General features: G+C 70.5%; 14 protein-coding genes. 6 read left to right on the top strand and 8 right to left on the bottom strand.

Annotation, left to right across the window (positions count from 1 at the left end; genetic code table 11):
• From ACFWY5_RS24920 to ACFWY5_RS24910, 3 genes are all read right to left on the bottom strand, one after another.
• The coding region (locus ACFWY5_RS24920) for an ABC transporter transmembrane domain-containing protein (RefSeq protein WP_379634634.1) at positions 1–527 on the bottom strand (527 nt) is incomplete at its 3' end.
• Between the two features lie 6 nt (positions 528–533).
• Positions 534–1265, bottom strand: a complete 732-nt coding sequence (locus tag ACFWY5_RS24915) for a cytochrome d ubiquinol oxidase subunit II (protein WP_379634632.1) — start codon at positions 1263–1265, stop codon at positions 534–536.
• A gap of 10 nt (positions 1266–1275) precedes the next feature.
• Positions 1276–2439, bottom strand: coding sequence for a cytochrome ubiquinol oxidase subunit I (locus ACFWY5_RS24910; RefSeq protein ID WP_379634630.1), 1164 nt, complete (start codon positions 2437–2439; stop codon positions 1276–1278).
• A gap of 93 nt (positions 2440–2532) precedes the next feature.
• Between ACFWY5_RS24910 and ACFWY5_RS24905 the strand changes: the two genes are divergently transcribed.
• Positions 2533–2856, top strand: coding sequence for a helix-turn-helix transcriptional regulator (locus ACFWY5_RS24905; RefSeq protein WP_379626893.1), 324 nt, complete (start codon positions 2533–2535; stop codon positions 2854–2856).
• On the opposite strand, the gene ACFWY5_RS24900 is transcribed toward ACFWY5_RS24905, so the two are convergent.
• Positions 2828–3499: a permease prefix domain 1-containing protein gene (locus ACFWY5_RS24900; protein WP_379634628.1), complete on the bottom strand. Its 672-nt coding sequence runs from the start codon at positions 3497–3499 to the stop codon at positions 2828–2830. The genes ACFWY5_RS24905 and ACFWY5_RS24900 overlap by 29 nt on opposite strands.
• Before the next feature lie 90 nt (positions 3500–3589).
• Between ACFWY5_RS24900 and ACFWY5_RS24895 the strand changes: the two genes are divergently transcribed.
• The 3 genes from ACFWY5_RS24895 to ACFWY5_RS24885 are packed head-to-tail and all read left to right on the top strand — an operon-like array spanning position 3590 to position 4705.
• Positions 3590–3934, top strand: a complete 345-nt coding sequence (locus ACFWY5_RS24895) for a VOC family protein (protein ID WP_379634626.1) — start codon at positions 3590–3592, stop codon at positions 3932–3934.
• A complete protein-coding gene (locus ACFWY5_RS24890) occupies positions 3934–4275 on the top strand; it encodes an ArsR/SmtB family transcription factor (protein WP_379634624.1) in 342 nt (113 codons plus the stop codon). Before ACFWY5_RS24895 ends, ACFWY5_RS24890 begins: the two co-directional genes overlap by 1 nt.
• Complete coding sequence (locus tag ACFWY5_RS24885) at positions 4265–4705, top strand: SRPBCC domain-containing protein (protein WP_379634622.1); 441 nt, start codon at positions 4265–4267, stop codon at positions 4703–4705. Before ACFWY5_RS24890 ends, ACFWY5_RS24885 begins: the two co-directional genes overlap by 11 nt.
• A 564-nt stretch (positions 4706–5269) precedes the next feature.
• Here the strand turns inward: ACFWY5_RS24885 and ACFWY5_RS24880 are convergent.
• Entirely contained in the window at positions 5270–5644 is a 375-nt protein-coding gene (locus ACFWY5_RS24880) for a thioredoxin family protein (protein ID WP_379626905.1), read from the bottom strand.
• A 502-nt stretch (positions 5645–6146) separates the two neighbouring features.
• Here ACFWY5_RS24880 and ACFWY5_RS24875 point away from each other — a divergent pair.
• On the top strand, positions 6147–7529 hold the full coding sequence (locus tag ACFWY5_RS24875) for a pentapeptide repeat-containing protein (protein WP_379634620.1): 1383 nt from the start codon (positions 6147–6149) through the stop codon (positions 7527–7529).
• A 185-nt stretch (positions 7530–7714) separates the two neighbouring features.
• Here ACFWY5_RS24875 and ACFWY5_RS24870 read toward each other — a convergent pair whose 3' ends face one another.
• Both ACFWY5_RS24870 and ACFWY5_RS24865 read right to left on the bottom strand, forming a co-directional pair.
• Positions 7715–9052, bottom strand: a complete 1338-nt coding sequence (locus ACFWY5_RS24870) for a class II 3-deoxy-7-phosphoheptulonate synthase (protein ID WP_379626914.1) — start codon at positions 9050–9052, stop codon at positions 7715–7717.
• A gap of 100 nt (positions 9053–9152) precedes the next feature.
• The gene (locus ACFWY5_RS24865; protein WP_379634644.1) at positions 9153–10112 is read right to left on the bottom strand and encodes an NAD(P)-dependent alcohol dehydrogenase; all 960 of its coding nucleotides are present in this window, start codon (positions 10110–10112) and stop codon (positions 9153–9155) included.
• Positions 10113–10179: 67 nt separating this feature from the next.
• Between ACFWY5_RS24865 and ACFWY5_RS24860 the strand changes: the two genes are divergently transcribed.
• A complete protein-coding gene (locus ACFWY5_RS24860) occupies positions 10180–10815 on the top strand; it encodes a TetR/AcrR family transcriptional regulator (RefSeq protein WP_379626916.1) in 636 nt (211 codons plus the stop codon).
• On the opposite strand, the gene ACFWY5_RS24855 is transcribed toward ACFWY5_RS24860, so the two are convergent.
• Positions 10812–12017, bottom strand: coding sequence for an FAD-dependent oxidoreductase (locus ACFWY5_RS24855; RefSeq protein ID WP_379634618.1), 1206 nt, complete (start codon positions 12015–12017; stop codon positions 10812–10814). The two genes, ACFWY5_RS24860 and ACFWY5_RS24855, sit on opposite strands and share 4 nt — an antisense overlap.
• Positions 12018–12021: the final 4 nt, after the last annotated feature.

Genomic DNA, 12021 nt, shown 5'->3' with positions numbered 1-12021 from the left:
GCCTTGGTGTGCATGCCGACCAGCGCGCCGAAGATGGGGATGAGCGGCAGCGTGACCAGCACGATGACCGCGCTGGCCAGGTCCGCGGCGAACAACCGGATGAGCACCGCGAGCGGCACCACCCCGGCGACCGCCATGGCGGGAAGGTAGCCGGTCAGGTACGGGTCGAGCCGGTCGAGCCCGCGCCCGGCCAGCGTGACGAGCTCACCGGAGCGGTGGCCGGCCAGGCGCGCCGGTCCCATCTCCCGCAGCCGGCCGAGCAATCGCTCGCGCAGCGCCGACTTCACCCCGGTCGCGGTACGGCCGGCGAACACGCCCTGGCTCCACCCGAGCAGCGCCCGCAACCCGACGACCAGCGCCAGCACGCCCAGCGCCGCCAGCGTGAACCTGCCGGACAGCACCCCGGCCAGAAGCTCGGCCTGGACGAGCACGAGCAGTCCCGCCAGCGTGGCGGCGGCCAGGGTGACGGCCAGATGCCTGCGCACCGACTGCTCGGCCCGCATGAGCCGCAGGAGATCTTTGTGCACGAGTCCTCAGAAGAACGACGGAGTACGGATGGCGCCCCGGAAGGTCCGCCAGACCCATACTTGCGCGCCGACCATGATGGGCGCGAACGGCAACACCATGAAACTGAGCACATTCAGGCTGGAACCGGCTGCCGACGAGGCCATGAGGAAGCCGGCCGACCCGATGAGCAGGGCGATCACGGGCGCCGCCGCGGCCAGGCCGGTGAGCAGGAGCCGCACCGCCTTCCCGCCCTCACGCCAGTTCAGGAACGCCTGCCCGTGCACCGCGAACACCACGGCCAGCAGCGCGCCGAGTCCCAGCCCGAGCGGGTGCAGCAACGAGGCGGTGAACCCGGTGGCCGCGGCGTACAGCGCCACACCCCACCCGACCGACAGCCCGAGCGAGCCCAGCGTGATCATGAGATCCCAGAACGAGCGCCATCCGGCCCCGTCCATGCGGCGGCGGAACCACAGCCCCGCGTCGCGCAGCACCCACGACAGCAGCATCGCCACGACGATCGGATAGAGCCCGAACAGCACGGGCCCCTCCAGCATCGGGTAGACCCCGAACAGCGCCCCGGCCACCGCGACCAGCCACACCTCGTTGGCCAGCACGTACGGCGCCATGGCGGCCACCATCCGGTCCCTGCGCTCCTGGGGGCGGCCCAGCATCAGCAGGCCGACGCCCAGGTCGAAGCCCTCCAGGGCGAAGTAGCCGGCCAGCAGCACGGCGAAGATGACGAACCAGATCAGTTCCATGTGAAGGCTCCTAGAGGCTCATCGCCGGCCGGCGGTCCTCGGCGGGGGCGCCGAGGGCGAGGTCGGCGGGGCCGCGCCGTACCACGCGGACGATGAGGACGTAGTCGACGACGGCCAGCAGGCCGAGCACGGCGACGAACCCGATCAGAGAGGCGGTGATCATCCCGGACGTGAGCCCGGGGGACATGGCGTCGGCGACGGTGAGCTTCTCCCAGATCATCCAGGGCTGGCGCCCGATCTCCCTGGCCATCCAGCCGAGGATGGACAGCACGAACGGCAGCGGCGTCATGATGATGAGGATCGGGTAGGTCCAGCGCCAGGTGGGCAGCCAGCGGACCAGCGGCAGCATCACCAGCATCACCACGAACCAGAGCAGCTGCCCCAGCTCGATCATGAAGCCGAGCCCGACGGCGGCGCCGACGTTGTTCTCGAACTTGTCGGTCTCGATCACGGCGAACTGCGCGTAGCCGGCGACGACCGCCAGCGTGATGCCGATCGCGGCGGTCGCCACGCCCGTGCGCAGCGACTTGGTGAAGAACTCTCCCTCGTGGGTGCGGCGCCTCAGCTGGTACGCGCTGGCGCCGACGAAGACCATGCCGCCGGTGAACAACGCCGCCCCGATGATGTGCGGGAAGGCCAGGACCAGCGCGGGATTGGTCACCAGCGCCCCGAAGTCGACCAGCTCCATGTGGTCGCCCTTGACGACGGAGCCGACCGGGTTCTGCAAAAAGGAGTTGGCGACCATGATGTAGAACGCGCTGGCGTAGGCGGTGAGCGTGACGATCCAGATGCAGGCCAGGTGGAGTTTCTTGGGCAGCCGGTGCCACCCGAAGATCCACAGCCCGAGGAACGTCGACTCCAGGAAGAACGCCACCAGCGTCTCCATGGCCAGCGGCGCCCCGAAGACGTCGCCGGCGTAGTGCGACAGCCCGCTCCACGAGAGCCCGAACTGGAACTCCATCACCAGCCCGGTCACGATGCCCAGGGCGTAGTTGATCACGTAGATCTGGCCCCAGAAGCGGGTCATTCCCTCATAAAGCCGCTTGCCCGACAGCACCCAGCGCGTGTTGAGGATGGCCACCAGCGGGGCCAGTCCCAGCGTGAGCACCACGAACAGGAAGTGCAGGCTGCCCGTCAGCGCGAACTGCGTGCGCGCCAGATCCAGTGCCTCCATGGACTCCGTCCCCGTTGTTGTTGTGTCTGCCTACATATAGCGAGCCTACATGTAGACTGTCTATATGACGAACGGGAACCTAGGATTGTCGCCATGAACCCGGACGCGCTCCGCGGCCATCTGGACGCCCTGCTGCTCTCCGTGCTGGAGCACGAGCCACTCCACGGCTACGCGATCATCGAAGCCCTGCAGGAACGCAGCGGCGGCGCGCTCAGCGTGCCCACGGGCACGGTCTATCCGGCGTTGCGCAAGCTGGAGCGCGTGGGTTACCTGGCCAGCGAATGGGCGACGGTCGGCGGCCGCAAACGCCGCACCTACCGGCTCACCGGCTCCGGCAGGCGGCAGCTCGAAGGCGAGCGATCCGCCTGGCGGGAGTTCACCGCCACGATCAGTGGTGTGCTACGGCCGTCCTCGTGATGCGCAGGCACCGCACCGCGCAGTAGAACTGCACCCCGGCCAGCACGTAGCTCACCGCCGTCACCATGACGCCCGGGGGATAGGCCGCGAAGCCGATCGGCCCCTTCACCCCGATCGTCAGGATCATGCCCAAGATCGTGGTGATCGCCAGCATGGCCAGCACCAGCCCGCCCAGCGACCGGGTCACCAGCCGCGCCTTGGGCAGCAGCCGCGCGCCGCGCCCGAGGGCCAGCAGCGACAGCCCGCCGCTCACGCCCACCGCGACCTGCAGCAGATCCAGCGCCAGCGAGATCGCGCCGAACCAGGCCGGCTTCTGCGCCCAGATGGCCGGATCCAGCGGAAACACCCGCCAGAGCATCGCCCACGCCAGCGCCGTCAGCGGCACGCTCACGAACAGCAGCCCGCCCAGCCTGCGCCCCGCGCACGCCGTCAGCTCGCTCTGGTACTCGGGCGCGATCTCCTCGACACTCCCGAACTCCTGTACGGCCAGCCGCTCGGCCTCCTCGCGCGCCAGCCCGTCCGCCTCGTAGGCGTCGGCCGTGTCGATCAGGCTGTCGCGGGCCTCGACGACCATGTCGCGCCTGGGTCCCGTCGGCCCGTACAGGGCCCGGCCCAGATCGGCCACGTAGTCGTCGATGAGCATGCCTCGATTCTACGGACGACGGCCTCGGGGACTCATCAGGGATTCCCCCGATATTGATATGTAGGATATTTCCTACGCATAGTGGCCGACATGGAAATCTCCACCGTGACCATCCCCGTCGCCGACCAGGAGACGGCCCTGGCCTTCTACACCGGCCCCCTCGGCATGGGGATCAGGACCGACAACCCGTTCCCGATGGGCCGCTGGCTCACCGTCGCGCCGGAGGGCAGTACGACGACGTTGCTGCTCGCCTCGTGGTTCCCCGAGATGGCCCCGATCGGCGGCCTCATCCTGACCGCGCCCGACCTCGACGACCTGGCCGAACGCCTGAGGTCGGCGGGAACCACCGCCGACGGCCCGTCCGACGAGCCCTGGGGACGCCAGTTGCTCTTCCAGGACCCGTTCGGCAACGGCTACGTCGTCAGCCAGAGCTGATGTCCTCCGACGCCCTGTTCGCCGCACTGGCCAGTCCCGCGCGGCGGCGGCTGCTGGAGCTACTGCTGCGCGAGGGGGACCAGCCGGCCGGGCGGCTGGCCGAACGGTTCGACATGAGCCGCCCCAGTGTGTCCGAGCACCTGAAGGTCCTCAGGGACGCCGGCCTGGTGGCCGAGGCCCGCCGGGGACGCGAGCGCCATTACCGGTTGGAGGCCGAGCCGCTGATGCAATTGCGCGACTGGCTCAGCCCGTACGAGCGGTTCTGGCGGGAGAGGCTGGCCGCACTCGGCACGGTCCTCGACGAGATGCCCGAGACGATGGATGAGCAGGATGATGACTGACGACCTGACCGCGATTCGCGTCGACCACTTCTACGCCCACCCGCCCGCCAAGGTCTGGCGCGCCCTCACCGACCCCGAGCTGATGGCCAGGTGGCTGATGCCCAACAGCTTCCGGCTGGAGATCGGCCACGAGTTCACCTTCACCACCGAGCCACGCCCGAACGTGGGCTTCGACGGCATCGTGTACTGCCGGGTGCTGGAGATCGAGCCGGGAAAGCTCCTGAAGATCAGCTGGAGCGACCGCAAGAAGGCGGACTGGACGGTGAGCTGGCGCCTGGAGGGCGAGGGCAGGGGGACCCGCGTCTTCCTCGACCACGAGGGCTTCGACCCGGACGACCCGGCCCAGCGGTTCAGCCGCAAGATCATGGGCGGCGGCTGGCGCACCCACCACTTCACCAAGATCGCCGAACTCCTCACCACCCTGCCCTAACCCACCCCCGGCCCCCCGCACCGCGCCGACCACGGACCCGTCCAGCGGGCGGCCGTGCGCGTTGCGCCGATCTCCACCGCCGGGCTGCTCGCCGACGCGGCGCTCAAAGCGCGGAGGGGTGGCCACGGCTGGAGAGCCCCGGGTCGGCTCCGCCATGTCGGCGTGCCACGCATCGCCCCACTCGGCGGCCGTGCGCGTTGCGCCGGTCTCCACCGCCGGGCTGCTCGCCGACGCGGCGCTCAGAGCGTGGTGAGGCGGCTACGGCTGGAGAGCCCCCGGTCGCCGGGCCTGGCAGGTATCCCCGGCGCGACGGGCCTGGTGCGTCGCGCGCATCGCCTCACTAGGCGGCACTGCACGTTGCGCCGGTCTCCATCGCTGGGCTGCTCGCCGACGCGGCGCTCAGAGCGTGGTGAGGCGGCTACGGGTGGAGAACCTTGGCCGCCTTTGCCACGTCTTGAGGGTCGGCGTCACCGGAGGCGGGCTCTGGGCGGTGACCGCTTCTGGCCGGGGACGTGAGAAGGACCTCGCCGTCGACGAAAGGGCGAGGTCCGGAGGGTCAAGCCGTCAGGTCTGGTCGGCCTTCTTGAGCTCCTCGGCCAGCTCGGACCGGATGGAGTCCATGTCCAGCGCCCGCACCTGCCCGATCAGGTCTTCCAGGGCCGGAGCCGGAAGCGCGCCGGGCTGGGCGTAAACGACGATGCCATCGCGGATGGCCATGATCGTCGGGATCGAGGTGATCTCGAAGCCCTGGGCCAGCGCCTGCTGGGCCTCGGTGTCGATCTTGCCGAAGGTGATGTCGTCGTGCTTCGTGGACGCCTTCTCGAAGATCGGCCCGAAGGTACGGCAAGGCCCGCACCACGCAGCCCAGAAGTCGAGCAGGACGATCCCCTTGTCGGCGATGTCGTTGAAGTTCTTCTCTGTTACTTCGATAGTCGCCACAAGTGGCTCCTCGTATCGTCGTTGAAGTTGCAACGGTGTCAACCACTCACCGCTTTCCAGCATTCCATGTCCCGCCGGGCCCGCACACCAGGCTCCACGCGCGCCGGGGTTCCGGTGGCCTCGCCGTAGCCACCCCGATTGCCGTGGCCGCTGCCGGTCACCGGCTGCTGGAAGGCCGTCAGGGTACTGTCGCGACCGCCTCCAGCCCGCTGTTCGAGAGCGCTGCCGCCGTGGTGGCGAGCGCGGGTTGGGCGGGGCGGCCGACCATGGCGAGGGCGAGTGTGGCCGTGGCGCTGACCGTGGTGAGGGCGGAGTGTGTCCGTGGTGAGGGCGGGTGTGGCCGGGGCGCCGGCAGCGGGGTGGGCGTGGGTCGTTGTCTGGGGATAAAACACGGATGACCAGCGTATTAAGGGCACTTGGTGTCGTAAATATCCGCATGAAGGTGGATAGACCGTTGATACGGCTAACCTTGACCGGCGCGGTCCCCGGGTATGACCACTGCATGGACTGGGTCACCTGCGCGCATTCCGGCGCCTGCACAGGCTTCGCACACCAGCCTCACGGCACCTGCCTGCTCCACGCCACGCCCGAGGCGCGCGCGGAGGTGCTCCGCACCTTAACCCCCGGCCGCCTCGTGGACCTCCGCGGCACCACCATCGACGCCGAACTCCTGGACCAGGTCCTGGAGGCCACCGGACGCAGACCCGGCAGAACCCGCCTCGACCGCGCCCACTTCACCTGCGAGACGCGCTTCGCCGGAGTCTCCTTCCTCGGCGACGTCTCCCTCGACGGGGCCAGGTTCGACCGCTTGGCGTCCTTCTTCGGCGCTCGCTTCGAGGGCAACGTCTCTCTGGCCGGCGCCCGTTTCGCCCGCGAACTGTCCTTTCACGGGGTCAGGGTCCGCGGCCACCTGTCGCTGGACGGGGCCGTCCTGGCGCGCGACGCCCTGTTCAGCCAGACCGCCTGCGGCCGCGGCCTGTCCTGCGAGCGAACCCGGTTCGACGGGTTCGCCACCTTCGACGCCGCGATCGTCGGTGACGGCGCCGGCTTCCGCGGCGCGCGCTTCGGCCGTACGCTCTCCTGCCGCAAGGTCGTCGGCCCGGTGGCCTTCGACGCCGCCCACTTCCTGGGCAACGTCTACGTCTCGGTCACCGGCCGCCTCTCTGCCGCCCACGTGCACGCCGAGTCGGGACTCGACCTGTGCGTCACCGGCTCGGGCGCCGATCTGCGCCACGCCGAGATCACCGGCCCGCTGCTGCTGCGCCTCACCGACGCCCAGGCCGACCTGGAATCCGCGGTGCTGCACCACCCGTCCGCCATCTCCGGCCGGGGCCGTGCCGCCCTCACGTCCCTTCGCGAGGTGAACGCCCCCGCACTCAACCTGACCGGCCTGGACCTGTCCACCTGCCGTTTCGCCGGCTACAGCGACCCGGCGGGCCTGCGCCTGAAGGACTGCGCCTTCGCGTTCACGCCCAGCGGCGTCCGCTTCGGGCTGCGGTGGCCGCCGATGCGCTGGTTCTCCCGCCGCCGCTCGCTGGCCGACGAACACCTGTTAAGAGGCTGGACCGCCCCCGGCGAGACCGCCGCCAGCGCGGAACGCCTCGCCATCCTCTACACCGGCCTGCAGGCCGGCCTGGACGACGAGTCCATAGCCAGCGACTTCGCCTTCGGCGCCATGGAGATGCGCCGCAAGGCCGGGGCGTCACGGCGATGGTGGCTGGCCCTGTCGTGGCTGCTGTGCGGCTACGGCCTGCGGATGGGCCGAGCGGCACTCTGGCTGGTCATCCTGATGGCGATCACGGCCGGCGTCTTCTGGACCTCCACCAGCCAGGCCACCCGCCGCCCCGTCCCCACCCACCCCGACCCCTCCATCCACCTCCCCTGACACCCCCAAACCCCGCCGAACCGGGGGCGTGGCGCCGGTCAAGAGCGGAGTTGTTACGGCGAGCGACTCCGTGAGCCCTCACGACCATCGCTCGACAGAGGGAAAGGAGGTACGGCGGGGCGGGCAAGCCGGCCCCGCCGTAACGGAAAAGGCGCTTGGAACAGACGCGCGCGACAGATGCGTCGCTAGACGGAGCGGTAAAGCTCGGCGACGCGGAAGGCCAGGTCCAGGGACTGGGAGCGGTTGAGCCTCGGGTCGCAGGCGGTTTCGTAGCGGAGGGCGAGGTCGTCTTCGACGATCTCCTGGCCGCCGCCCACGCACTCCGTCACGTCGTCGCCCGTGAACTCGATGTGGATGCCGCCCGGGTGCGTGCCGAGCGCGCGGTGCACCTCGAAGAAGCCGGCCACCTCGTCCAGCACGGCGTCCAGGCGGCGCGTCTTGTGGCCGCTCGGGGCCTCGAACGTGTTGCCGTGCATCGGGTCGCAGATCCACGCCACCTGCGCGCCCGACGCGGTGACCTCCTTGACCAGCGGCGGCAGCAGTTCGCGGATCTTCGGCGCGCCCATGCGGGTGATGAACGTCAGGCGGCCGGGCTCGTTGGCGGGGTTGAGCTTCTCGATCAGCGTGAGCGCCTCGTCGGCCGTCGTCGTCGGGCCGAGCTTGACGCCGATCGGGTTGCGGATGCGGGAGAAGAACTCCACGTGCGCGCCGTCGAGCTGACGGGTGCGCTCGCCGATCCACACCATATGAGCGGAGACGTCGTACGGCAGGCCGGTGCGGGAGTCGATGCGGGTGAGCGCCTGGTCGTAGTCGAGGATCAGGGCCTCGTGGGAGGAGTAGAACTCCACGGTGTGGAACTCCTCCGGGTCGGCCCCGCAGGCCCGCATGAACGCGAGCGCCTGGTCGATCTCCCTGGCCAGCTGCTCGTAGCGGCGCCCGGCGGGCGACTCGAGCACGAAGTCCTGGTTCCAGGCGTGCACCTGGCGCAGGTCGGCGTAGCCGCCCTTGGTGAAGGCGCGGGCGAGGTTGAGCGTGACCGCCGAGGAGTGGTACGCCTTCAGCAGCCGCCACGGGTCGGGCACCCGGGAGGCCTCGGTGAAGTCGAACCCGTTGACCATGTCGCCCCGGTAGGCGGGCAGGGTGACGCCGTCGCGGGTCTCGGTGCCCTTGGAGCGCGGCTTGGCGAACTGCCCGGCGACCCGGCCGATCTTCACGACGGGCACCTTGGCCGCGTAGGTGAGGACGATGGCCATCTGCAGCAGCGTCTTGAGCTTGTTGCGCACGTTGTCGGCGGTGGCCCCGGCGAACGTCTCGGCGCAGTCGCCGCCCTGCAGCACGAACGCCTGGCCGCGGGCCACGTCGGCCAGCTGAGCCTTGAGCTGGTCGCACTCGCCGGCGAACACCAGGGGAGGAAGAGAACGCAGCTCGTCCACGACCTTGCCGAGCTCGGCGGGGTCGGGCCAGTCAGGCTGCTGGGCGGCGGGAAGCGCCCGCCAGGAATCGAGGTTGCTCAGTGCGCTCACGACAAACGAGGGTATTCCACTCCGCCTTCCTCTCCGACCCCGGATTCCGCATTCTGAGAACGGGTTCTCACCTGGCGACCCGTCAAACCCGGTAAACCGGTCATATCACTTGGATAACGTGCTTCCCGCGGACACCGCCCGCCTCCAGCGCCCGGTGCGCCTTCGCGATGCCGGACAGCGGGTGGATCGTGTCCACGACCGGCCGGAGCGCCCCGGACTCCGTCAGCCGGGTCAGCTCGGCGAACAGTTCGTGGGTGGGATTGCCGCTGAAGGCCCGTACGCGCTGCTCGCCGTACACGGTGGAGGCGAGGATGTAGCCGATCGAGGTGGCCACGCGCGAGGTGTCGAACGCGATCGCCACCATACGGCCCCGCGGCGTCAGCAGGCGGCGCCACGCGGGCAGGTCCCTGCCCACGGTGTCGAGGACCACGTCGAACCGGCCGAGGTCGGCCGGGCCGGTCGTCGCGTAGTCGTGCGCCTCGTGGGCGCCGAGGTCGCGGACGAGATCCAGGTTCGCGGCGCCGGCGAGGGCGGTGACGTGGGCGCCGTAGGCGCGGCCGAGCTGGACGGCGAGGCTGCCGACGCCGCCCGCGCCGCCGCGCACCAGGAGGCGCTCGCCAGGGGCGAGGCGGGCCTTGTCGCGCAGCGCGGTGATCGCGGTCGTGCCCACGGGCAGGGCCGCGGCCTGGACCAGGTCGAGCCCGGCGGGGGCGAAGGCGAGCTGCCGGGGCCGCACGACGACGTACTCGGCGGCGCTGCCGAAGCCCTGGGATCTCGCCATAACGCCCCAGACCCGGTCGCCGGGCTTCAGTCCGGACATCGGTGAGCCCAGGCCGGCGACCTCGCCGGTGAAGTCGATCCCGGTGCGCTTGGGCCAGCCCGGTCCGGCGAGCGCGGTGACCGGCCGTACCTTTCCGGCCCGGCCCATGAGTTCGCCGCCGTTGACGGTGGCGGCGTGGACGCGTACCAGGACCTCGCCGGGGCCCGGGACGGGCTTGGGCAGCGTGCCCTCGTACAGCACTTCAGGGGGGCCGTAGCGGTCGTAAAGGGCCGCGCGCATCTCGCTCATGCCATCACGCTAGCCCGCTAAACGGAGTGACCCCTCCATTTGAGCTAATGTGAGAAACATGCCGGTGGAATCCTCTCGGATCGAGATGCGCGCGGACGCGCGGCACAACCGCGAGCGCATCCTCGAAGCGGCCGGCGACCTGTTCGCCGCGCGCGGCCTCGACGTGCCCATGGCCGCGATCGCGCGGCGCGCGGGCGTCGGCGTGGCCACGCTGTACCGGCGCTTCCCCACCCGCGAGGCGCTGATGTCGGAGGTGTTCCGCGAGCATCTCGGCACCTGTGTGGGGACGATCGACGAGGCTCTGGAGGATCCCGACCCCTGGCGTGGATTCCGCACGTTCATCGAGAAGCTGTGCGCGATGAACGCCGTCGACCGCGGCCTCGCGGCGGCCTTCCTGACGGAGTTCCCGGGCGCGGTCGACTTCGGGCGCGAGCGGGAACGGGCCGAGCGGGGCTTCGCCGAGCTGGTACGGCGGGCCAAGGCGGCGGGCCAGCTACGCGCCGAGTTCGACCGCAGCGACCTCTCGCTCATCCTCATGGCCACCGACGGCATCACCGCCGCCTCCGCCGAGACCGCGGTGGCCGCCGCCCGCCGCCTGGCCGGGCTGATGCTGCGCTCCTTCCACACCGGACCGGCCGCGCCCCTGCCGCCGCCCGCTCCGCTCGCCCTCTACCACCTGCCCGTGCCGGACTAGGCGCGGATCAGGGCCTTCGTGCGCACGTGCTCGGGCCGGACGCCGAAGCCCACGAACCGCCGCAGCGCCGGGCCCAGGATCGGGACGCCGGTCACGTTGGCGGGGATGCGGGGTGGCTCGCGCCGGTCCTCCAGGACGACGCTGATGACGCGGTCCTGGAACAGCCGCTGCGCGGTCTGCGTGACCCGCGCCGGGAACAGCCGCCGCCGCTGCACCAAATGAAGCGCCGGCTCCGGGATCGGCGCCCCCGAGCGCAGCGACCCGGCCAGCAGGTTGGCCGTGGCCACCGCGTCCTGGACGGCCAGGTTGATGCCGACGCCGAACACCGGCGACATCGCGTGCGCCGCGTCCCCGATGCACAGGAAACCGGGCAGGTGCCAGCGTTCCAGCCGGTTGACCGCCACGGTCAGCATGCTGAGGTCGTCGTAGTCCCGGACGAGGCCGACCCGGTCGCCGAGGAACGGCAGCAGCCGCCGTACCGGCTCCCTGAGGGCGTCGATGCCCTGGGCGCGCAGCCGGTCGAAGCCGCCCTTGGGGATCACGTAGGCCATCTGCCAGTAGGTCTCCCGGTTGATGGCGACCATGAGCCGGCCGGGCGCCAGGCGCAGGAACGTCTGGTCGAGGTCGCCGGCCTCTCTCGGCATGCGGAACCAGAGCACGTCCATGGGCGCCCCGAACTCCTTCGGCACGAGCCCCGCCGCCGCGCGCAGCGTGGAGCGCCGGCCGTCGGCGGCCACGGTGAGCGCGGCCCTGATCTCGTGCTCGCCCGAGGCGTCCCGGTAGCGCAGCCCGCGCACGACGCCGTCCTCGCGGATCAGGCCGGTCGCCTCGGCGTTCATGATCAGCCGGAACGACGGGTACTCCTTTGCCGCCCCGGTGATCAGGTCGAGGAAGTCCCACTGCGGGACCATCGCGATGTAGTTGTACGGCGTGCGCAGCTCCCTGAGGCTGACCACCGGCCGGAGGCCCTCATCGGTCAGCGCGTGGACCTGGTAGGTCTTGCGGTGGGGCATCTTGAGGAAGTCGTCGATGAGCCCGAGTTCGTCGAGCACCTCCATGGTGGAGGGGTGGATCGTGTCACCCCGGAAGTCCCTGAGGAAGTCGGCGTGCTTCTCCAGCAGCGTCACCTCGACGCCGGACCTGGCGAGCTGCAGGGCGAGCATCGCGCCCGCCGGACCGCCTCCCGCGATTACACAGCTCATAATT

This window comes from Nonomuraea sp. NPDC059007 (assembly GCF_042740555.1).
Taxonomy (GTDB): Bacteria; Actinomycetota; Actinomycetes; order Streptosporangiales; family Streptosporangiaceae; genus Nonomuraea.
Note: the sequence above shows the minus strand (reverse complement) of the source record. Positions and strands in the feature narration are given on the sequence as shown.